Here is a 21379-nt window from a genome sequence, read left to right as displayed (position 1 = left end):
GCTGCAGCATGGCAGCCGCTGCGCACCAGCGTGTTTCATCCCTGCAAGCCTTCATTTCACCGATGAAACCCGCCACGGTGATACGGCCACGCGCGGGTGCAGCGAAAGCGGTAAAACCCTGTCAATTCAACGACTTGCAGGGGTAGTGGTTTACCCTGGTTCGGACTGGCATGCGGTTTGCACCTTGGCTTGCAATACCAACGACTCCAGGAGACCTCGATGATCTTGCACCGCCGCCATCTGATTGCCCATTCCCTTGCGCTGCTGGCCGTGGCCCCGCTGGCCCATGCCGCCGACGCGGCCGACAGCTGGCCGACCCGTCCGATCCGCCTGGTCGTGCCCTTCGCCGCCGGTGGCGCCAATGACCTCATGGCACGCTCGGCCGCCGAAGGTGCCTCCAAGGTGCTGGGCCAGCCGGTGGTGATCGACAACCGTCCCGGCGCGGGGGGCACCGTGGGCGCCGACATCGTGGCCAAGGCCGCGCCCGACGGCTACACGTTGCTGGTCAGCGCTGCGGGCGTGATCTCCAACAGCATGATCAAGAAGTCCATGCCCTTCAAGGACGACGCGCTGCAGCCCGTGGTGATGATCGGCCTGGCGCCGTCGGTGATCGTCGTGCCCCGGAATGCGCCCTACGACAACCTGCGCGATTTCGTCGAGGCTTCCAAGAAGGGCCAGGGCTTCAACTTCGCCACGGCCGGCACCGGCAGCACGCCGCACTTCGTCGCCGAGATGCTCAACGTCAAGTATGGCGCGCAGCTGCAGCCCGTGCCCTACAAGAGCGGCTCCGAAAGCACGACCGCCGTGCTCGGCGGCCAGGTCGAGGGCACCTCCGAGGCCAGCATCATCGCGCTGCCGCACATCCTGCATGAAGGCAAGTTCAAGCCGCTGGCAACCACTTGGACGCAGCGCATCTCGGCCTATCCCCAGCTTTCAACCGCCGTGGAACAAGGATTCCCCGACCTGCAGATCGCCCACTGGGCCGGCATCCACGCCCCCAAGGGCACGCCGGCCGCCATCCTCGACAAGCTCGCCGCGGCCGTGGACAAGGCCATGAAGGAACCCGCGACCGTGGACAAGCTCAAGGGCCTTGGCATCGAGCCGGTCGGCGGCACGCGCCAGGAGTTCGTGAAGTTTGCCGATGCCGAACGCAAGCGCCTGGGCGAGATCGTCAAGGCCGCAAAAATGCAAGAGAAATAAACGTCCCATGAATCCCAAGCAACAACTCAGAGCCCTGGCCGATGCGCGCCGCGGCGTCATCGTGCCCGGCGCCTTCAACGCGCTGTCGGCGCGGCTCGCGGCCGACCTCGGCTTCGAGGCCATCTATGTGACCGGCGCCGGCGTGACCAACATGTGGCTCGGCATGCCTGACCAGGCCTTCATCGGCCTGACCGACATCGCCGAACACACGGCGCGCATCCGCGATGCCGTCGATGTCCCCTTGCTCGTCGATGCGGACACGGGTTTCGGCAATGCCGTCAACACCTACCATGCGGTGCGCACGCTCGAGCGCGCGGGCGCGGACTGCATCCAGCTCGAGGACCAGGTATCGCCCAAGCGCTGCGGCCACTTCAACGGCAAGGCCGTGATCGAGACCAGCGAGATGCTGGGCAAGATCCGCGCCGCCGTCGACGCGCGCCGCGACAGCGGCACGCTGATCATGGCGCGCACCGATGCGGCGGCAGTGCACGGCTTCAATGCCGCCGTCGACCGCGCCCAGGCATTCGCCGAGGCCGGCGCCGACATTCTGTTCGTCGAAGCCGTCACGCGCGAGGAGGAGGTGCGCGCCCTGCCCCAGAGGCTCGACCGCCCGCAGCTCATGAACATGGTGATTGGCGGCAAGACGCCGATCTTCGGCGCCGACGAACTCGGCCAGCTGGGCTTCGGCTTCGTGCTGTATGCCAACGCCGCGCTGCAAAGCGCGGTCGCGGGCATGCAAAATTGCCTGACGTTGCTGCGCGACAAGCACCAGGTCGACGAAGACCCGGCCATCGTCGCGCCGTTCCTCGAGCGCCAGCGCCTGGTCAACAAGGACTTCTGGGACGCGCTGGAGCAGAAGTACACCTAGGATCTGTCTGACTGAGAAGCTGGGCCGCAGCCAATATTGACTGTTGGTGGAACCGTTCGTGGTGAGCCTGCCTGGGCGGCCCCGTCGAACCATGAACGGCCGTCCTCATGCCTTGAGCGCAGGACGTTCATCCTTCGACAGGCTCAGGACGAACGGTTATTTAGGACTCAGCTTCTTGTTGCTGTGAATGTCGCTTTATTGTGGCTCGGCTCCCATGACTTCAGTCAGACAGACCCTAGCTCCAGCGGCGCTGGCCTGGCGCCGCCGCAGCCGTGATCCGGCTCAGAAGGCGCTTGGCACCGCGCTCCAGCCCCCGCCCAGTGCGCGGAAAAGCCCTACCCGCGCCTGCAGCCGCGCCAGCTTCAACTGCACTCCCAGATCCTGCGCCGCGTACAGCGTGCGCTGCGCATCCAGCAGCGTCAGCAGGCTTTCCGCGCCCGCGCGCCAGCGGTTTTCGGCAAGTGCCAGCGCGCGCTGCGCCTGGCGCTGCTCCTGCTGCTGCGCCAGGCTTTGCGCGGCCAGGCCGTGCGCGGCGTTGAGCGCGGCTTCGACATCGGCAAACGCCGACACGATGGCCTGGCGGTAGTCGGCCAGCAGTTCCTCGCGCTGCGCCTGTGCCAGATCGCGGCCTGCGGCCCGCCGGCCCGCATCGAAGATCGGCGCCACCAGCCCCGCGGCCAGCGCATACAGCGGGTTGTCGAACATGCGGCCCGGACTGCTGCCGCCCGCGTCCAGGCCGGCGCTGAGCGTCACACGCGGCAGCATCGCGGCGCGCGCCACCGCGACGTTGGCATCGGCGGACGCGAGCCGCGCCTCGGCACGCGCGAGATCGGGGCGCCGCGTGAGCAGCTGCGCGGGCAGGCCCGCATCGATGCGCGCTTCATGCAAGCCGGCCCATTCCGCGGGCTGCGCCGACACCTCGAGCGCAAGCTCTGGCTGCCCCAGCAGCAGCGCCAGCGCAGTGCGCGCAGCCCGCGCCTGCTGGCGCAGCGCGGCCAACTGCCGCTGCTGCGCCGCCACCAGCCCGCGCTGCTGCGCGAGCTCCAGCGCTGTGGCCGCGCCCGCGCGCTGGCGCGATGCCACCCAGCCCAGCAGGCGCTCGGCGGTGGCCAGGTTCATCTCGGCAATGGCCGCGCGTTCGCGCAAGGCCAGGTCCTCGAGCCAGGCGCTGGCCACGCCGGCCGTGAGCGTGAGCCGCACGGTGTCGCGGTCGAACGCCGTGGCTTGCAGGCCGGCCTGCGCGGCGTCGCGCGCCGCGCGGTTGCCGCCCCAGAAGTCCACCACATAGCTGGCCGTGAGCGCGGCGCCATAGCGGCCGCCGCTCACCTCGGCCTGGCCGCCCCAGCGCCCCTGGCGCCCGGCATCGATGCTGGCGGCGACATCGGGCAGCAGCGCCGCTCCTGCCTGGCGCGCGCTGGCTTCGGCCTGGCGCACGCGCGCCGCAGCCGCGGCCAGATCCTGGCTTTGCAGCCCGGCCAGCTGCACCAGACGGTCGAGTTCGGCGCTGCCGAAGCTGCGCCACCAGTGCTCGGTCACGGCCTGCGCGGCCGCATCGCCCGCCGACGGCCATTGCGCGGGCAAGGCGGGCGCAGTGCGCGCATCATGGGCCGCCGGCGCGGCGGCGCAGCCGGCCAGCGCCAGGCACAGCGCCAAACCCGGCGCGCGCCAGGCATGGTCGGTCATGTTCATCGCAGATCTCCTGACAACGCCACGACCGGATCGAGGCGCGCGCGGCGGCCCTGGCGGGCATGAAGCCAAACAGCAATCCCGTCGCGACCGCGCAGGCAAATGCGCCGAACATCGCGGTCACGGAAAACACCACCGGCACACCCGCGGCAATCAGCACCGCCCACCAGCAGCCCGGCCAGCACGCCCACGCTGCCGCCGACCCAGGTCACGAGCACCGCCTCGGTCATGAACTGGCGCAGGATGTCGCGCTGGCGCGCGCCCGTGGCGACGCGGATGCCGATCTCGCGCGTGCGCTCCTTCACCGTCATCAGCATGACGTTCATCACGCCGATGCCGCCGACGATCAGCGAGACCGCGGCAATCAGCCCCAGCATCACCGTCATGCTGCGCCGCGTCTCGGCCTCGGCCTGGATGCGTGCCGCGGCGTTGCCGATGCCGAAGTCCTCGCGCCCATGGCGCGCGAGCAGCAGCCGGTGCATGGACGCCTCGGCCGCATGCACCACTTCGGATGAACGCGCCTGCACCACCACATAGTCGGGTTGGGTCTGCGCCTGGTAGACGCGCGCGCGTCCCGCGTTGTAGGGAATGAAGACCATGTCGTCATAGCTCTGCGCGCCCGAGTCCGCGCCGCGCTCGCTCATCACGCCAATGACTTCGAACGGCGAATTGCCGATCAGCAGCTGGCGTCCCAACGGGTTGGGCGTGTCGGGAAAGAAATGCTGGTGCGCCTTGTGGCCCAGCACCACCAGCGGCGCCAGCCCCTGGTCCTCGGCCGCGGTGTAGTAGCGGCCCTGGGCCACGGGCCAGTGGTGCACGGCGGGCATCTCCTCGCTGGCCGCGAACACGTAGACCTGCTTGTCCGCGCGGCCGTGGCGCACGGTGATCGGGTCGCCGATCACCGGCAGCACGCGCGCGATCTCGGGCAGCTCGCGCACCGCCTGCAAGTCCTCCTCCGACAGCTGGCCCGCGGGCCCGCCCGTGGCCGGCGCCTTGCTGCCGATATAGAGAATCGCCGTGCCCATGGTGCCCATGCGCTCCATCACCTGGCGCCGCGCGCCTTCGCCAATGGCCAGCATGACGATCACCGAGGCCACGCCGATCACGATGCCCAGCAGCGTCAGCGCGGTGCGCGAGCGGTTGAGCCGCATGCCGCGCCAGGCGGTGCGCGCGGCTTCGCGCAGGTCGCTCCAGAACTGCAGACCCGGCGACACCGGGGCGCTGCGCGGCGCGGGCAGCGCGCGCGCGGGCGTGCGCACGGCCTGCGCGCCGCTGTCGGCGACGATGCGGCCGTCGCGGATCTCAATCACCCGGCGCGCCTGCGCCGCGACTTCGCGGTCGTGCGTGATCAGGATGATGGTGTGGCCCGCGTCGGCCAACTCGTGCAGCAGCGCCATGACCTCGGCGCCGCTATGGCTGTCGAGCGCGCCCGTGGGCTCGTCGGCCAGGATGATGTGGCCGCCGTTCATCAGCGCGCGCGCGATCGACACGCGCTGCTGCTGCCCGCCCGAGAGCTGGTTGGGCCGCAGATGCAGCTTTTCGGCCAGGCCGAGCCGGCCCAGCAGCGCCGCCGCGCGCTGCGCGCGCTCCTCCTCGGGCGTGCCCGCATACAGCGCCGGCACCTCGACGTTCTCGCGTGCCGACTCGGTGGGAATCAGGTGGTAGCCCTGGAACACGAAGCCAAATGCCTCGCGCCGCAGCAGCGCCAGCTCGTCGCCGTCCAGGCGCGCCACATCCTGGCCGTTGAAACGGTAGCTGCCGCTGCTGGGCTGGTCGAGGCAGCCCAGCAGGTTCATCAGCGTCGACTTGCCCGAGCCCGACTGGCCGACGATGGCAACGAACTCGCCGGCGCCGATCTCCAGGTCGATGCCATGCAGCACCTGGACCGCGGGCTGGCCGCCCTGCCCGCCATACTGCCGGCGAATGCCCTGCAGCGAGATCAGCGGCACGCCCGGCGCGCAGTCAAGGAATGGCGCGGCGCTCACCATTGCAGCCAGTCGGGGCCGCCGCCCACGCGCTGTTCGCCGGTGACCAGGCGTTCGCCGGCCTGCAGGCCTTCGAGCACCTCGACCTGGTGGCGGCTGCGCGCGCCCAGGCGCAGGCTGCGCGTTTCGGGCTGGCCATCCGCGCCCAGCACGCGCGCGCTGCTGCCCTGGGCGTCGGTGCCGAGCGCCGACAGCGGCACCGCCACGGCGTTTTCGGCGCGCGCGGCGACAAAGACCACCTGCGCCGTCATCTGCGGCATGAGTTCGCCATCCTGGTTATCGACATCGAACAACGCGGTATAGGTCACCGCCTTGATCACCGGTGTGGGCACGGCGCCCGTGGCCGCGCTGGCCGCGGTCTGCGCGGGCGCGGGCAGCACCTGGCGCAGCCGGCTTTGCCAGCGCCGCGCCGCGCCGGTCTCGCTGCCGCCCAGCGTCGTGAAATACACCGGCATGCCGGGCTTGACGCGGCGCACATCGGCTTCGGAGACCTCGGTCCAGACCGTCATGCCCGAGAGATCGGCGATGCGCAGGATGTCGGGCGTCTGGTAGGTGGCATTGAGCGTCTGGCCTTCGCGTGCCGCGACCGACACCACGGTGCCGGCCATGGGCGCATAGATGCGCGTATAGCCCAGCCGCGCGACATCGGCCTGCAGCGTCGCCTGCGTCTGGTCGATCTGCGCCTTGAGATAAGCCATGCGCGCCGCCGTGGCGGCGAATTCGGCTTCGGCATTCTGCAGGTCTTCGAGGCGCGTGGCCTCGTCGGCCGAGAGCTGCTTCTGGCGCTCGAGCTGCTGGCCCGCAAGCCGGTGGTGCGCCTGCTGCTCGGCCAGCTGCGCGCGCAGGCCGGCGAGTTGCGCATGGCCGGCCTCGACGCTCGCCCGCTGCACGCTCGGATCGATCTCCACGAGCAGATCACCCTTGGCCACGGTGTCTCCGGCCGCGACCCTGAGCCGCGTGATCTGGCCCGACACCTGCGCGCCCACATCGACATAGCGGCGCGGCTGCAGCGTGCCAATGGCCGTGACCGAGGACTCGATATCGGCGCGGGCAATGGGTTCGGTGGTGTAGACGATGCGCGTGCGCGTGCTCCACCACAGCGCGGCCACGGCCGCGGCCAGCACGGCCGCCACGATCAGGCCCTTGCGTCCCGCATCCACGCGTTTCATGCATTTCTCCCGCAACACGCGTCAAGCATCCCGGCCCGGCAGCAAAGCAAACAACCCATCTGAATCATCCCGAATGAAAAAAAGCGTGCTGGCCGGGGCGTTCAACGCAACCCGGCCCATGCCAGCGCGATTACCGCCGCCAGCCCCAATGCAAAGGCCGCGCGCGCCGCCTGGCGCGGCGCCGCGCTGATGGCGGCAGCGCTGGCCAGCGCACCCGCCGAAAGAAAGCCCAGCCAAGCCACGCAGCCTACGGCGCTGCCCCAGGCCCAGACGCAGGGCAGCGCCGCGAACGGCGTCAGCGCAAAGCCGAGGCAGCGCAATTGCACTGCCAGCGCCGGCGGCAACTCGTGCGTGCCCGTGAGCTGTTCGTAGTGGCGCTCCTTGGCAAAGGCCAGCGCGGCCATGCCGGCAAAAGACAAGGCCAGCGCCAGCAGCGAAGCAAACCAGGGATTCATGACCGCACCTCCGCGTCGGCCGCCCGCGCCACGCGCCGTGCGGGCTTGGCCGATGCCTTGCGCCGCGCCACCACGCGCCGCGCCCACAGCGCGGCCAGGCCCGTGGCCAGCGCAAACGATTCCACCCCCGCGCTTTCCCAGTCGCCGCGCAGCAGCTGTGCGGGCAGATGGTCGCCCACCGTGACCGCATTGAGCAGCGGCAGCAGCAGGCACAGCGCGCCCAGCAGGCCCAGCTGCTCCTTCCACGCGGCCGCGGGCGCGCGCGCCAGGGCATGCACCAGCGCCAGCGCCCAGACGCCGAAGAACACCGCGAGCTCCCAATCATCGCGATGCGCCAGGCCCAGCGGTACCAGGCGGTTAGCCCAGAGATAGCCAATGCAGCCCAGGCCGAGCCCGGCAATGGCCGCGACATTGGCAGCCTCGATCAAGCGGTAGACGCGCACCGTGGCCGCGCCGAACTCGCCCAGGTGGCGCGTGCGGCGCTTGACGATGAACAGGATCGCGCCCGTGGCCATCATCGCGCTGCCCGCGAGGCCGCAAAGGAAGTAGAGCCACTTGAGCGCGAAGCCGCCGAACTTGACCATGTGCAGTCCGCCCAGCACGGACTGCGCGAGCGCCGCCTTGCCGCCATCGACGCCGCCGGGCTGGCGCAGTTGCAGCAGCTCGCCCGAGGCGGCCGAAAACAGCGCCATGCCGCTGGTCGGGCTCAGGCGCCGCTGCGCAGCCTCGCCCTCGTTCCAGCCGTAGATGCCAATGCGCGCGGCCGCGTCGCCCGGATGGTCGATGACCACGGCGCGCACCGGCTGGCCCATCAGTTGCTGGCCGCGCAGCACGAAGGGCTCGAGATCGGGCACCGCCATGGCGCGTCCCGAGGGTTCCGGCTTGCCCGGCGCCTCGAGCGCGGCCTGGAACGCGATGCGGCCCGCGTCGCCCGCGCCGAACTGCGGGGCCACGGCCGCGGGCAGGAAGGTCGCGCCCGAGATCACGATGCCGGTATAGGCAATCATGAACTGGAACGGCAGCGTCAGCACCGCCGCCGCGTTGTGCGCATCGAGCCAGCTGCGCTGGCCCCGGCCCGTGCGGAAGGTGAAGAAGTCCTGGAAGATGCGCCGGTGCGTGATGACTCCGCTGACCAGCGCCGCCAGCATCGCCAGTGCGGCAATGCCCACGATCCACAGCCCGATCGGGCCCGCATGCAGCTGGTAATGGAAATCGACGAAATGCTGGCCGCCCAGCGTCTGGCGCTGCGGCGCGGTCTCGCTGCCGGCCAGCGGCATGCCGCTGGCCGCATCGAGTTGCGCCGACGCATATTGGCGCCGGCTGTCGAACCAGTAGACGCGCAGCTCGCCCGCGCCCTGCGCATCGGCGGGCCACAGCTCCCACATGCCCGCGCCCGGATGGTGCTGCTGCATGTAGTCGCTGGCCCAGCGCAGGCGCTGCGCCATGGGTGCCGAGGCTGAGCCCGAAGCCGCCTGCGCCGCGGCTTCCTCGGCATGGTGCTCCGGCGTCATCCAGTGCGTGATCGGCTCCGCGAACACCGCCAGCGTACCGGTGAGGAACACCGCAAACAGCAGCCAGGAGAACCAGAGCCCGCACCAGGTATGCAGCCAAGCCTGGGCCTGGCGAAAGCCGCCCTGCCCCGCGCCCGAGGTCGTCTGTGCCTTGGGCATCTCAAGCTCCCGCGCGCTGCAGCAGCGCTGCGGCGGCCAGCAACGCGGCTGCGGGCAGCAGCAAGCCGGCCCAGACCTGGCGCGGCGGCACCGGCGAGAACGCCCAGATCACCGCACCGACGTAGATCACGAAGCCCAGCTGCACGCCCGCCAGCACCGAGTCGGCGCCGGCGGCAAACGCCGTGCCGATGAAAACGCCAAGGGCACTGGCCAGCAGATAGCCGCCCAGCACGGCGGCCAGCACGCGCGACAGCAGGCACATGCCGGAAATGGAGAAAAAGTTCATGCAGAAGTCTGGAAAAAAGCCACCGGTCCGTCTGGATGCCGCTGGGCGGCAGGCAGCTGCTGTCTTCTGAATGAACAGGGAAAAAGCAAAGCTCCAGCGCGCAGGCACGCGCCTCAGGCGCTGACCGCAAGGCAGGCAGCGCGATTATGAATGAGAATTGTTCGCAAAACTAGGCGAACGACGCTGGCGCGGGACGCAGTGGCCGCGCCCCGCGTCATGCGCTCAGAAAAAGGCGCCCTCGCGCGCCAGCAGCCACGCCGGCGCATCCTGCAGCGCCAGCGGCCGCAGGAAACGCGCGATGGCGGCGTAGCCCACCGAGGTCGTGAAGGATGCCGTCGATGCCGGAAACGGGCCGCCATGGTGCTGCGCGGCCGTCACGGCCACGCCCGTGGGCACACCCGAGAAAAGCACCCGGCCCGACACCTGCACCGCCGTGCGCACCAGCGCCAGCTGCGCGGCATCGGGTTGGTCGTCGCCCGATGCAACACCCCACAGCGTGGTCGTCAGCGTGCCGCCAATGGCCTTGAGCACTTGCGCCGCCTGGCCGGCATCGTCGACGCGCACCACCAGCGCCGCGGAGCCGAACACCTCCTCGTGCAGCGCGTGCGCGGCAATGAAGTCCGCCGCATCGACCTGCGCCAGAAAGGCATGGGGCGTGCCCTGCGGCCGCTGCCCGTCGACCAGCACCTGCAGCGCCGGGTGCCGGCGCCAGCGCTCGACGCCGCGCTCGAACGCGGCGCGGATGCCGGCATTGAGCATGGCATGCGGAGCGAGGGCGGCCAGGCGGGTGCGCAGCTGCTGCACGAACGCCTCGCCCGGCGCATCCTTGCCCACCACGACCACGCCCGGGCTGGTGCAGAACTGTCCCGCGCCCAGGCAGATGGAGTCCGCCAGCGTCTGCGCCGGCGCGTCCGGGCCGTCCTTCAACGCCGCGGGCAGCACCACCAGCGGATTGACCGAGCCCAGCTCGCCATAGAACGGAATCGGCCGCGCGCGCTCGGCCGCGAGCCGCGACAGCGCCGTGCCGCCCTGGAATGATCCGGTAAAGGCCACGGCCGCAATCGCCGGCGCCTGCACCAGCTGCACGCCCACGGCGGCCGCGCCGCCTTCGACCAGTTGGAACACGCCCGCGGGCAGGCCGCACTGCGCCACGACCGCGGCCGCGATAGCCGCCACATCGCGCGACAGTTGCGGGTGCCCGGGGTGGGCCTTGAGCACCACCGGGCAACCCGCGGCCCAGGCGCTGGCGCTGTCGCCGCCCAGCACCGAGAACGCAAACGGAAAGTTGCTCGCGGCAAACACCGCCACCGGCCCCAGCGGCGCGTGGATGCGCGTGAGGCGAGGACGCCCCGCGGGCGGCGCGCCGGCAATCGCCGGCTCGTCGAGAAACGCCTGCGCCGCACCGTCTTCGAGCGCCGTGGCAAAGCCGCGCAGCTGGAACGCGGTGCGCGCCAGCTCGCCTTCGAGCCGGGGCAGGCCCAGCGCGGTTTCACGGTCGGCCACGGGCAGCAAGGCGGCGGCGTTGTTCGCCAACGCCTCGGCCAAAGCGCGCAGGAAACCCGCACGCACGGGCGCCGAAGTGGCGCCAAAGGCGTCGGCCGCGGCAGCTGCGGCGGCAACGGCGGCATCGATCTGTTCAGCCGTGGATTCGGCCCAGGCAGCGCCCTGCGGGGCGCCGGTCAGGGCATCGGTGGATTGCAGCATGTGCTTCTTTCAAATGGAAGGGCGCCCCGCGGGGCGCCCGATGGCAATGGGCGGCGGCCGCTTATTCGGGTTCGATGCCGGCGGTCTTGATGATCTTGCCCCAGCGCTCGTACTCGGCGATCTGGAAGCGGTTCATTTCCTCGGGCGTGGACAGCGTGGTCTCCATGCCCGACTGCTGCGCGACGCTGCGCACCGAGGCCGTCTGCATCGCGTTGCGCATCAGCGCGTTGAGCTTGTTCACCACCGGCGCGGGCGTGCCCGCGGGCGCATACAGCGCATTCCAGTAGCCGAATTCATAGCCCGGCAGCGACTCGCTGATCGCCGGCACGCCGGGCATCAGCGACAAGCGGCCCGGGCTGCTCAGGCCCAGCGCCTTGAGCTTGCCGGCCTTGACCTGGGGCACGGTGGTCGCCAGGTCGACGATCATCAGATCGGTCTGGCCCGCGATCAGGTCCATCACCGCCGGCGGGTTGGCGCGGTAGGGCACATAGTTGAACTCGGTGCCCGTCATCTGCTGGAACAGCTCGGTGGCGACCTGCGCCGAGGAACTGCCCGAGCCGTAGTTGAGCTTGCCCGGCTGGCGCTTGGCCAGCGCCACGAGTTCGGCGATGCTGTTCACGCCCAGCTTGGGGTTGACCACCAGCAGCAGCGGGCCCTTGGCCAGCAGCGCCACCGGCGCGAAGTCCTTGAGCGGGTCATAGGCCAGCTTCTTGAGCAGGTGCGGGTTGGCCGACTGCGTGGTGTTGGTGGTCATGAAGACCGTGTAGCCGTCGGGCTGGGCGCGCGCCACATGCTGGGCCGCGATGCCGCCAAAAGCACCCGCGCGGTTGTCGACGATCACCGATTGCCCGGTTTCCTTGCCGACTTCGGCGGCCACGGCGCGCGCCAGGCCGTCGGTGGCGCTGCCCGGCGTCGAGCCGACCACGATGGTGATCGGGCGGGCGGGAAAGCTGTGGGCGGCTGAGCTCTGGGCGGCTGAGCTCTGGGCGGAAGCAATGGAACACAGCGGCGAAAGCAGTGCGAGGGCCAGGAGGGTGCGGCGCGTTGGCATGGTTTGTCTGTCCTTAATAGTTATCGGTCGCTCACGGGAAGCACCGCAGCGCCGGGCAGGAGCCGGGCGCTGCGGCCACAGGCTTACGCCTTCCAGCCGGACAGCAGCGTCTCGAGCTGCTGCTGCTGCGCGGCGCTCAGCGGCCAGGCCGAGGGCGCGCGCGTCGCGCCGCAGTCGTTGCCCATCCACTGCAGCGCGGCCTTGACCACGGTGACGTTGGCGCCGTTGTTCTCCTGGGCGCGCAGTTCCTCGAAAGGCAGCATCTGGCCGATCAGGCGCATGGCCAGCGCGTAGTCGGACTGCTCCAGCGCGTTGTAGATGGCCACCGAACGCTCGGGAAACACATTGATCAGCCCCGAGGTGAAGCCGCGCGCGCCCACCGCGTACAAAGGCGGCGCCCAGACTTCGGCCAGGCCGCCGACCCAGGCCAGATTGCGGTCCGCGGTGCGGCGGATGATTTCGGCCAGCACCAGCGGCGTGGGCGAGGCCCACTTCACGCCGACCACTTCGGGAATGCGGCACAGCGCCTCGATCGTCGCCAGGCCGATGTTTTCATTGCGCAGGTACAGCACCAGCGGCAGGCCTTCTGCGGCCTCGGCGATCTGCTGCACATAGGTGACCACGCCGCGCGGCGCGACAAACGGATCCGGCGGCTGGTGCACCATCAGCGCCGCGGCGCCGGCCTTGGCCGAGGCCTTGGCCAGCGCGCGCGCCTCGTGCACGCTGCGGCCCACGCCGCCGAGCAAGGGCACGCGGCCGGCCACGCATTCGGCAGCCACATGCACCATGCGCTCGGCCTCGTGCGCCTGCAGCCCATAGAATTCACTGGTGTTGCCATTGGCCACCAGCACCTGCACGCCGGCATCGACGGCGCGATCGACCACGGGTTGCAGCGGCGCGCTGCAGACGGTGTCGCTGGCATCGAAAGGCGTGACCAGAATCCCCGAAATGCCATCGAGCGCTGTGCGCAGGGCCGGGCCGGTAAATGAAGTCATGTGGGCTCCCAGGAGACTGTTGTTCAAGAACAGTGACTCTAGGAGTGCCGCGCGGCGGCGTCCAATCCAGACATCGGATGCCGCCATTCAATAAATGAATCATGTTTCAACTGACCCAACTCCGATGCTTTGTGGCGGTGGCTTCCGAGCTGCACTTCGGCCGCGCCGCGGCGCTGCTGAACATGACCCAGCCGCCGCTGACGCGGCAGATCCAGCTGCTCGAGCATGAAGTCGGCGTGCAGCTGCTCGAGCGCTCGGGCGGCGCGGTGCGCCTCACCGTGGCCGGCCGCATCTTCCTGCGCGAAGCCGAGGACATCCTGCGGCGCAGCCAGGCGGCAAGCATTGCGGCGCGCCGCGCGATGCAGGCCGAAGCCGGCAGCGTGACGCTGGGCTTCATTCCCGCGGCCAGCTTCACGATACTGCCGCAGCTGCTGGCCTTCATCCGCACGCGCCTGCCCGATGTGCATCTGGTGCTCAGGGAAATGCAGACCGTCGATCAGATCGAGGCCCTGGGCGCCGACCGCATCGACCTGGGCATCGTGCGGCCGTTTGCGCCGCGCAGCTTCAGCGGCGCCGCGCCGCTGCTGCGCGAACCCTTCATGCTGGCCCTGCCCGCGCAGCACCCGCTGGCCGCCGAGGGCGAAGTGCCCTTGTCGGCGCTGCAAGGCCAGCCCTTCATCGAGTTCTGCCCATCGGAGTCACGCTATCTGTACGAGATCGTCGCGGGCCAGCTGCGCGCCCATGGCGTGGCACCCGAGACGGTGCAGACGCTGAGCCATACGCACTCCATCCTGGCGCTGGTCGACGCCAATGTCGGCGTCGCGCTGGTGCCGCGTTCGGCAATGAAGCTGCGTTACGCCAATGTCTGCTTCAAGCCGCTGGCCGGTGTCACCGGGCTCGATGTGGAATTGCATCTGGCCTGGCGCCGCGAAAGCCGCCATGGCGTGGCCAATACGCTGCGCGAAGCGCTGCAGGCCGCGTTTCCGGCAGCTTGTGACCCGCACCAGCGGGCCGGTGAGACATAGTCTGCGTTCGTCCTGAGCTTGCCTGGCCGGCCGCGTCGAAGGATGAACGTCCTGCCCGACAGAGTAATCAACCGCGCTGGATAAACCCATCCAGCAACTGCGCAAACGCCTGCGGCTGTTCGACGCAGCTGATATGCGCGGCGTCGATGCGCGCCAACTCGGCCCCGGGGATGCCCGCGGCAATTTCCTCGGACAGCGCCATGGGCGTGGCGAAATCCAGCGTGCCGCCAATCACCAGCGCCGGGCAGCGGATGCCGGGGTTGGTCGCATGCAGCGCGATGCCGGCCACGGCCGCGCACGCCTGCGCATAGGGTTCGGCCGGAATCCGCACCAGCGCCGCGCGCATCTGCGCCACGCGCGCGGGATGGGCGGCGAGGAATTCGGGCGACAGCCAGCGCTGCAGCGCGCCCTCGGCAATCGCTGCCACGCCCTGCGCGCGCACGGTATCGATGCGGGCCTGCCAGCCCTGGCGCGCCGCGGCATCGTACTGCGCGGCCGAGTTGGCAATCGTGATGGTCTGCACCGCATCGGGGTGCAGCGCGGCCAGCGCCTGCGCCGTCATGCCGCCCATCGACACACCGGCGAAATGCACCGGGCCGCGGCCCAGCGCGGCAATCAGTTCGGCCGCGTCTTGGGCCAGATCGTGCATGCCGAAGGCGGCGTCACTCGCCGGCGACTGCCCATGGCCGCGCTGGTCGTAGCGCACGACGGTGTAGCGGTCCTTGAGCAGTGCCGCGACTTCGTCCCACATATGCAGGTCGCAGCCCAGCGCGTGGCTCAGAACGATGACGGGACCCTGTCCCTCGGTGATGGAATGCAGTGCGGGCATGGCGGCAAACGGAAAATTCAAAATGAAAAAGGCCTGCAAGCAGGCCCGGTGGGAGTCAGGTCAGTCGACCTTGATGTTCGACTCTTTGATCAGCTTGGTCCAGCGCTCGGTCTCGGTCTTGAGGTGCGCCGCCAGTGCCTGCGGCGTGCTGCCGATGGGCTCGGCGCCGATCGCGCTGAAGCGCTTCTTGACGTCGGGATCGTTCATGGCCTCGTTGAGCGTCTTGCCCAGCTTCTCGACGATGGGCGCGGGCGTGCCGGCCGGCATGAAGGTCGCAAACCAGGGCGAGACCTCATAGCCGGGCACGCCGGCTTCGGCCACCGTGGGCACGTCGGGCAGCGAGGGCGAGCGCGTCTTGGTGGTGATCGCAATCGCGCGCAGCTTGCCGGCCTCGATGTGCGGACGCGCCGAGGTGATGCTGTCGAACATGAAGTCCACCTGGCCGCCGAGCATGTCGGTGATGGCCGGGCCGCTGCCGCGGTAGGGCACGTGCAGCATCTTCACGCCGGTCAGCGAGGTGAAGCTGGCGCCCGCGAGGTGGATGGAGGTGCCGTTGCCGGCCGAGGCATAGGTCAGCTTGTCCGGGTTCTGCTTGGCCTTGGCGATCAGGTCCTTGACGGTCTTCACATCGGCTTGCTTGGGGCCGGCGACCAGGATGTTCGGCACCACGGCCAGCAGGCTCACGGGCGCGAAGTCCTTGACCGGGTCGTAGCTGAGCTTGTTGTAGAGCGCGCCATTGGTGGCCATGCCGATCGAGGTGATCATCAGCGTATAGCCGTCGGCCGGCGACTTGGCCACCGCGTCGGCGCCGATGTTGCCGCCCGCGCCGGGCTTGTTCTCGATCACGAAAGGCTGGCCCAGCTTGCGGCCCGCGACCTCGCCCAGCGTGCGCGCGATCGCATCCATGGCGCCGCCCGGCGGGAACGGCACGATCCACTTGATCGGCTTGTCGGGCCAGTTGGCGGCGCTGCCCTGGGCAAAGGTGGGAAGGGCGCAGGCGGCCAGCGCGACGGCGGCCAGCGATTGGATGAGGAATTGGCGTTTCATGTCTTGTCTCCGTTAGCGTTTTGGTGGGGCGAAATCCGGGCCGATGGCTCAGATTGCCGAGGGGTGGCGCGCGAGCGGCGTCACCTGGATATCCATGTACGGGAACAGGGGCAGGCCCTGCAGCAGCTCGTGCAGTTCGTCGTTCGACGCGACGTCGAACACGCTGTAGTTGGCGTATTCGCCGACCACGCGCCAGATCGACTGCCAGCGGCCGTCGCGCTGCAGCTCCTGCGAATAGGCCTTTTCGCGCGCCTTGATATCGTTGACCTGCTCGAGCGGCAGGTCGTGGGGAATGCGCACATCCATGCGGACCAGAAATAGCATTTGTTGTCTCCTTGGAAGCGGGGCCGCAGGCACGTGCCGGCGGCCGAAAAATCTCAGCGGCTGGCCGCGGCCTGGCCCAGGTCCACATGCAGGGGCTGACTGCCCGCCAGCGCGCGGTCGAAGCGGTCGAGCTGGCTCAGCGAGACCGTGAGGCCGTAGCCCGGGCCATCGGGCAGTTGCAGCTCGAAATCGGAAATGGGCATGCGCTGCTCGACGATGTCGTCGACGAGCAGTTGCGGGCCGAACAGCTCGCAGCCATGGTGGGCGCCGGGCAGTGTCGAGAACACATGCGCCGAAGCCGCGCTGCCTATCGAAGTCTCGAGCATGGTGCCGCCATACCAGCCGATATCGGCGGCTTCGGCCACGGCTGCGACCTTGCGCGTGCGCAGCAGGCCGCCATGCTTGGCCACCTTGAGCGAGAACACATGCGCGGCCTGCTCGCGCGCCAGCAGCATCGCGTCCTGCGGCGTGCAGACGGTCTCGTCGGCCATGACCAGCGCGCCGCGCAGCTCCTGCGCGAGCTGGCGCAGCGCCGGCACGTTCCACTTCGCCACGGGCTGCTCGATCAGCGTGACGCCGGCCTCGATCAGCTGCGGCAGGTAGCGGCGCGCGGTGTTGCCGTCCCAGGCCTGGTTCACGTCCACGGTGAGCGTCGCGCTGCCCGGCAGGCCGCGCGCAATGCGCGTCACATGCGCCACGTCGTCTTGCGGCGCGCGCGCGCCGATCTTCATCTTGAAGATCCGGTGGCGGCGCTGCTCCAGGCGCAGCTGCGCTTCCTGCAGGTCGCGCTCGACGTCGCCGCTGGCGAGGGTCCAGGCCAGGGGCAGGCTCTGGTGCAGCTTGCCGCCCAGCAGCTGCCACGCGGGAATGTTCAAGGTGCGGGCGAGCGCGTCGATCAGCGCCATTTCCACGGCCGACTTGGCGAACGCATTGCCCTTGCAGGCCAGGTCCATGCGCGCCAGCACCTGCTCGATGCCGCCCGCGGCCTGGCCCAGCACCGCGGGCGCGAGGTAGTTTTCGATCGCATGCGCGATGCTCTCGGGCGACTCCTCGTTCCACGACGGCCCGCCAATGGTCGCGGCCTCGCCGAAACCGCAGGCGCCGTTGCGCAGCCACAGCTGCACGATGACCGGGCTCTGGCGCTGGATCGAACCAAACGACAGCTTGTGCGGGCGGATGGTGGGGATGTCCAGGATGCGCACCTGGAGGCGCTCGATGGTGAATTCTTGGCTCATGCGGAGGTCTTGTCTGAGGCCGGCCGGGACGAAAAAAGGCCGTTGGAATCGCAGCTTAATGGCGTGCATTCCATCCATCCAATGATTAATATCGGTCTATCCATTCGATGGAATCGAACGTTCTTCTCTTATTCGGGCAAACCCTAGTGGAAATCCGGCAACTGCGCTACTTCCTCGACATCGCCAAAACCGAGCATCTGACGAGCTCGGCCAAGCAGTTGTTCGTCACCCAATCCACGCTGTCGCACGGCCTGCGCCTGCTCGAGGAGGAACTCGGCGTGGCGCTGTTCGAGCGCGTGGGCCGCGGCCTGAAGCTGTCGCAGGCCGGCGTGGTGTTCAAGGACTATGCGGCGCGCGCGCTGCAGGAACTCGAAGCCGGGCGCATGGCGCTGGCCGACCTCGCCAGCCTGCAGGCCGGCCAGCTCACCGTGGGCGTCATCCCGACCTCGCTGCACACGCTGGTGCCCTCGGCGGTGGCGGCATTCAATGCGCGCTACCCCAAGATCCAGGTCGTGCTGCGCGAACTGCTCGCGCCCGAGATCGAGGCCCTGCTGCTCAGCGGCGATCTGGACCTGGGCATGGCTTTCCACCCCGCGGGTGTGGCGGGCGTCGATTCCGAGCCGCTGTTCGAGGAGCACATGCAGTTCGTCGCCCATGCGGACCACCCGCTGGCCGCGCGCGGGCCGCTGAAGCTGCAGCAGTTGCAGGACGTGCCGCTGGCGCTGCTGTCGCGGCGTTTTGCCACGCGCCGGCTGGTCGAGGAGCATCTGCGCGCCGCGGGTGTGCAGCCCAAGGTCATGGTCGAGATGGAATCGGTGCATGCGCTGATCGAAGCCTGCCGCTGCGGCCCGCAACTGGCCTGCATCGTGCCCGAGCGCGCCGCGGCGCTGCACGGCCAGGGGCTCAGCGCGCGCGTGCTCAAGCCCTCGCTGATGCGCACCGCGAGCCTGCTGTGGAATGCGCGCACCTCGCGCAGCGCGGCGGCGCAGGCCTTTGCCGGGCTGCTGACCGAAAGCGTGCAGCGGCAGTGGAGGGCAAACACCAACCACAATGCATAAATCTCATATCTGGATGCAAACAAATCGTTTGCCGCTGGAGTAGCAACCGCCTAGGATCGCCACCAGTCGCTGCCCACCATGCGCAAACCGCAAGCCCGTGGCCGCAGCCCCGTATTCAATGCATCCGAGGAGACAGACATGGCCAGCCAATTCCAGTGGGACGATCCCTTCCAGCTCGACCAGCAACTGACCGAAGACGAGCGCATGGTGCGCGACGCCGCGCGCGACTATTGCCAGGGCCAGCTCGCGCCGCGCGTGCTGGAAATGTTCCGCCATGAAAAGACCGACGTCAGCATCTTCCGCGAGATGGGCGAACTCGGCCTGCTCGGCCCGACCATTCCCACCGCCTACGGCGGCGCGGGCCTGAACTATGTGAGCTACGGCCTGGTGGCGCGCGAGATCGAGCGCATCGACTCGGGCTACCGCTCGATGGCCAGCGTGCAGAGCTCGCTGGTCATGGTGCCGATCAATGAGTTCGGCACCGAGGAACAAAAGCAGAAATACCTGCCCAAGCTGGCCAGCGGCCAGTTCATCGGCTGCTTCGGCCTGACCGAACCCGACCACGGCTCCGACCCGGGCTCGATGGCCACGCGCGCCTACAAGGTCGACGGCGGCTACAAGCTCAAGGGCAGCAAGATGTGGATCACCAACAGCCCCGTGGCCGACGTGTTCGTGGTCTGGGCCAAGGAAGTCTCCGAAGGCGGCGCGGTCGGCCAGATCCGCGGCTTCATCCTGGAAAAGGGCTGGAAGGGCCTGAGCGCGCCGGCCATCCATGGCAAGGTCGGCCTGCGTGCTTCGATCACCGGTGAAATCGTCATGGACGACGTGTTCGTGCCCGAAGAAAACGCCTTCCCCGAAGTGCGCGGCCTCAAGGGTCCGTTCACCTGCCTCAACAGCGCACGCTTCGGCATTGCCTGGGGCGCGATGGGCGCGGCCGAAGCCTGCTGGCACACCGCGCGCCAGTACACGCTGGACCGCAAGCAGTTCGGCCGCCCGCTGGCCGCCAACCAGCTGGTGCAGAAGAAGCTGGCCGACATGCAGACCGAAATCACGCTGGGCCTGCAGGCCGCGCTGCGCGTCGGCCGCATGAAGGACGAACACCAGAACGTGGTCGAGATCACCTCGCTGATCAAGCGCAACAACTGCGGCAAGGCCCTGGACATCGCCCGCCTGGCGCGCGACATGCTGGGCGGCAACGGCATCAGCGACGAATTCGGCGTGGCCCGCCATCTGGTGAACCTCGAAGTGGTCAACACCTACGAAGGCACGCATGACGTGCACGCGCTGATCCTGGGCCGGGCGCAGACCGGCATTGCGGCGTTCGCCAACTGATTGCATTTGGAGGCAGGGGCGTTCATGGTTCGACAAGCTCACCACGAACGGTTTTTCCGTTCGCCCTGAGCCTGCCGAAGGGTGAACGGCCAGGCCTCAAGTCATGGGCCCAAGCCCGTTGCATTCCGTCAAGCCGTCTAGCCCCCTTATGACCCAATCCCCCCCCACCGCCCTCGCCGGCATCAAGGTCCTCGACCTGTCCCGCGTCCTCGCCGGTCCCTGGTGCACGCAGATGCTGGCCGACCTGGGCGCCGATGTCGTCAAGGTCGAACGTCCCGTGGCCGGTGACGACACGCGCCACTGGGGCCCGCCCTTCCTGCGCGATGAAGACGGCAACGACACGCGCGAGGCCAGCTACTTCACCGCCTGCAACCGCAACAAGCGTTCGATCACCGTCGACATGGCCCACCCGCAAGGCCAGGCCTTGCTGCGCCGCATGGCCTGCGAAGCCGATGTCGTGGTCGAGAACTTCAAGGTCGGCGGGCTGCAGCAATATGGCCTGGACTACGACAGCCTCAAGGCCCTCAATCCGCGCCTGATCTACTGCTCGATCACCGGCTTCGGCCAGGATGGTCCTTATGCCGAACGCGCCGGCTACGACCTGATGGTCCAGGCGATGTGCGGGCTGATGAGCATCACCGGCCATGCCGACGGCACGCCCGGCGGCGGGCCGCTCAAGGCCGGCGTCGCCGTCATCGACGTGTTCACCGGCCTCTATGCGAGCAACGCGATTCTCGCCGCCATCAATGCGCGCCATGCCACGGGCCAGGGCCAGTACATCGACATGGCGCTGCTGGATGTGGGCATGGCGGTGCTGGCCAACCAGGCCGCGGGCTTTCTCGCCACCGGCACGGCGCCGGGCCGTGCCGGCAACGTGCATCCGAGCCTTGCGCCCTACCAGGACTTCGCGACGCAGGACGGCAACGTGCTGCTGGCGATCGGCAACGACGGCCAGTTCGCGCGCTTTTGCGCCGCCATTGGCGAACCCGGATGGGCACAGGACGCGCGCTTTGCGACCAATACCGCGCGCGTGCACCACCGCGCCGCGCTGCTGGCGCTGATGGAACCCGTGCTGCGCCAGCGCGGCACCGCGGACTGGATCGCGCTGCTCGAAGACAAGGCCGTGCCCTGCGGCCCGATCAACACCGTGGCCCAGGCCTTTGCCGACCCGCAGGTGCAGGCGCGCGGCGTGCGCATCGAACTGCCGCGCGGCGACGGCCTGCCGGCCGTGGCCGGCGTCGCCAACCCGATGCGCCTGTCGGCGACGCCCGTGGTCTACCACCGCGCGCCGCCCGCATTGGGCCAGCACACCGACGAAGTGCTGGAGCAGTTCGGGCTCGACTCCGCGCGCATCGAGGCGCTGCGCAACGCCGGCGCGATCTGAACGGCCACCGGGCCGGAAATATCCGCGCCCGGTTTTTTTTGGCATGCAGAAAATCCACGTGGATTTGATGCAGGCC

Annotated in this window: 19 protein-coding genes; 6 read left to right on the top strand and 13 right to left on the bottom strand. The window is 69.1% G+C overall.

Annotated features, from left to right (window positions below; all coding sequences use genetic code 11):
* The first annotated feature begins 219 nt into the window (after positions 1-219).
* Together HUK68_RS04155 and HUK68_RS04150 are read left to right on the top strand one after the other, a co-directional pair.
* Entirely contained in the window at positions 220-1200 is a 981-nt protein-coding gene (locus HUK68_RS04155; protein ID WP_175503059.1) for a tripartite tricarboxylate transporter substrate binding protein, read from the top strand.
* Between the two features lie 7 nt (positions 1201-1207).
* Positions 1208-2068, top strand: a complete 861-nt coding sequence (locus tag HUK68_RS04150) for an isocitrate lyase/PEP mutase family protein (protein ID WP_175503058.1) — start codon at positions 1208-1210, stop codon at positions 2066-2068.
* 282 nt (positions 2069-2350) lie between these two features.
* On the opposite strand, the gene HUK68_RS04145 is transcribed toward HUK68_RS04150, so the two are convergent.
* The 9 genes from HUK68_RS04145 to HUK68_RS04105 form a co-directional block, all read right to left on the bottom strand.
* Complete coding sequence (locus HUK68_RS04145) at positions 2351-3757, bottom strand: efflux transporter outer membrane subunit (RefSeq protein WP_175503057.1); 1407 nt, start codon at positions 3755-3757, stop codon at positions 2351-2353.
* Complete coding sequence (locus tag HUK68_RS04140; protein WP_434082457.1) at positions 3754-5742, bottom strand: ABC transporter permease; 1989 nt, start codon at positions 5740-5742, stop codon at positions 3754-3756. The genes HUK68_RS04145 and HUK68_RS04140 overlap by 4 nt, the downstream gene beginning before the upstream one ends.
* Positions 5736-6908, bottom strand: a complete 1173-nt coding sequence (locus tag HUK68_RS04135) for an efflux RND transporter periplasmic adaptor subunit (RefSeq protein WP_175503056.1) — start codon at positions 6906-6908, stop codon at positions 5736-5738. The genes HUK68_RS04140 and HUK68_RS04135 overlap by 7 nt, the downstream gene beginning before the upstream one ends.
* 101 nt (positions 6909-7009) lie before the next feature.
* Complete coding sequence (locus HUK68_RS04130) at positions 7010-7363, bottom strand: DUF3325 domain-containing protein (protein ID WP_175503055.1); 354 nt, start codon at positions 7361-7363, stop codon at positions 7010-7012.
* Positions 7360-9033, bottom strand: a complete 1674-nt coding sequence (locus HUK68_RS04125; RefSeq protein WP_175503054.1) for a PepSY-associated TM helix domain-containing protein — start codon at positions 9031-9033, stop codon at positions 7360-7362. Before HUK68_RS04125 ends, HUK68_RS04130 begins: the two co-directional genes overlap by 4 nt.
* 1 nt (position 9034) lies before the next feature.
* On the bottom strand, positions 9035-9319 hold the full coding sequence (locus HUK68_RS04120; RefSeq protein ID WP_175503053.1) for a DUF3649 domain-containing protein: 285 nt from the start codon (positions 9317-9319) through the stop codon (positions 9035-9037).
* 222 nt (positions 9320-9541) lie between these two features.
* Positions 9542-11023, bottom strand: coding sequence for an aldehyde dehydrogenase family protein (locus HUK68_RS04115; protein ID WP_175503052.1), 1482 nt, complete (start codon positions 11021-11023; stop codon positions 9542-9544).
* A 61-nt stretch (positions 11024-11084) separates the two neighbouring features.
* Positions 11085-12074, bottom strand: a complete 990-nt coding sequence (locus HUK68_RS04110) for a Bug family tripartite tricarboxylate transporter substrate binding protein (protein ID WP_175503051.1) — start codon at positions 12072-12074, stop codon at positions 11085-11087.
* 83 nt (positions 12075-12157) lie between these two features.
* Positions 12158-13069 (bottom strand): dihydrodipicolinate synthase family protein, encoded by a 912-nt coding sequence (locus HUK68_RS04105; protein WP_175503050.1) that lies wholly within the window; start codon positions 13067-13069, stop codon positions 12158-12160.
* 101 nt (positions 13070-13170) lie between these two features.
* Between HUK68_RS04105 and HUK68_RS04100 the strand changes: the two genes are divergently transcribed.
* Positions 13171-14094 carry a LysR family transcriptional regulator gene (locus HUK68_RS04100; RefSeq protein ID WP_175503049.1) on the top strand — a complete coding sequence of 308 codons (924 nt, stop codon included), beginning with the start codon at positions 13171-13173 and terminating at the stop codon, positions 14092-14094.
* 67 nt (positions 14095-14161) lie between these two features.
* On the opposite strand, the gene HUK68_RS04095 is transcribed toward HUK68_RS04100, so the two are convergent.
* Genes HUK68_RS04095 through HUK68_RS04080 form a run of 4 tightly spaced genes read right to left on the bottom strand, consistent with a single transcriptional unit; the run spans position 14162 to position 17529 of the window.
* The gene (locus HUK68_RS04095; protein ID WP_175503048.1) at positions 14162-14923 is read right to left on the bottom strand and encodes an alpha/beta fold hydrolase; all 762 of its coding nucleotides are present in this window, start codon (positions 14921-14923) and stop codon (positions 14162-14164) included.
* Between the two features lie 60 nt (positions 14924-14983).
* A complete protein-coding gene (locus HUK68_RS04090) occupies positions 14984-15970 on the bottom strand; it encodes a Bug family tripartite tricarboxylate transporter substrate binding protein (RefSeq protein WP_175503047.1) in 987 nt (328 codons plus the stop codon).
* A gap of 48 nt (positions 15971-16018) precedes the next feature.
* The gene (catC, locus tag HUK68_RS04085; protein WP_175503046.1) at positions 16019-16294 is read right to left on the bottom strand and encodes a muconolactone Delta-isomerase; all 276 of its coding nucleotides are present in this window, start codon (positions 16292-16294) and stop codon (positions 16019-16021) included.
* 53 nt (positions 16295-16347) lie between these two features.
* On the bottom strand, positions 16348-17529 hold the full coding sequence (locus HUK68_RS04080) for a muconate cycloisomerase family protein (protein ID WP_175503045.1): 1182 nt from the start codon (positions 17527-17529) through the stop codon (positions 16348-16350).
* A gap of 146 nt (positions 17530-17675) precedes the next feature.
* Between HUK68_RS04080 and HUK68_RS04075 the strand changes: the two genes are divergently transcribed.
* The 3 genes from HUK68_RS04075 to HUK68_RS04065 all read left to right on the top strand — a co-directional run bounded on the left by HUK68_RS04075 (position 17676) and on the right by HUK68_RS04065 (position 21303).
* Positions 17676-18587, top strand: a complete 912-nt coding sequence (locus tag HUK68_RS04075; protein ID WP_175503044.1) for a LysR substrate-binding domain-containing protein — start codon at positions 17676-17678, stop codon at positions 18585-18587.
* Between the two features lie 138 nt (positions 18588-18725).
* Entirely contained in the window at positions 18726-19919 is a 1194-nt protein-coding gene (locus HUK68_RS04070) for an acyl-CoA dehydrogenase (RefSeq protein WP_175503043.1), read from the top strand.
* A gap of 148 nt (positions 19920-20067) precedes the next feature.
* Positions 20068-21303, top strand: a complete 1236-nt coding sequence (locus HUK68_RS04065) for a CaiB/BaiF CoA transferase family protein (RefSeq protein ID WP_175503042.1) — start codon at positions 20068-20070, stop codon at positions 21301-21303.
* Positions 21304-21379: the final 76 nt, after the last annotated feature.

This window comes from Comamonas antarctica (assembly GCF_013363755.1).
GTDB classification, from domain to species: domain Bacteria; phylum Pseudomonadota; class Gammaproteobacteria; order Burkholderiales; family Burkholderiaceae_C; genus Comamonas; species Comamonas antarctica.
The sequence above is the reverse complement of the archived record's forward strand: the minus strand, read 5'-3'. Positions and strand labels throughout refer to the sequence as shown.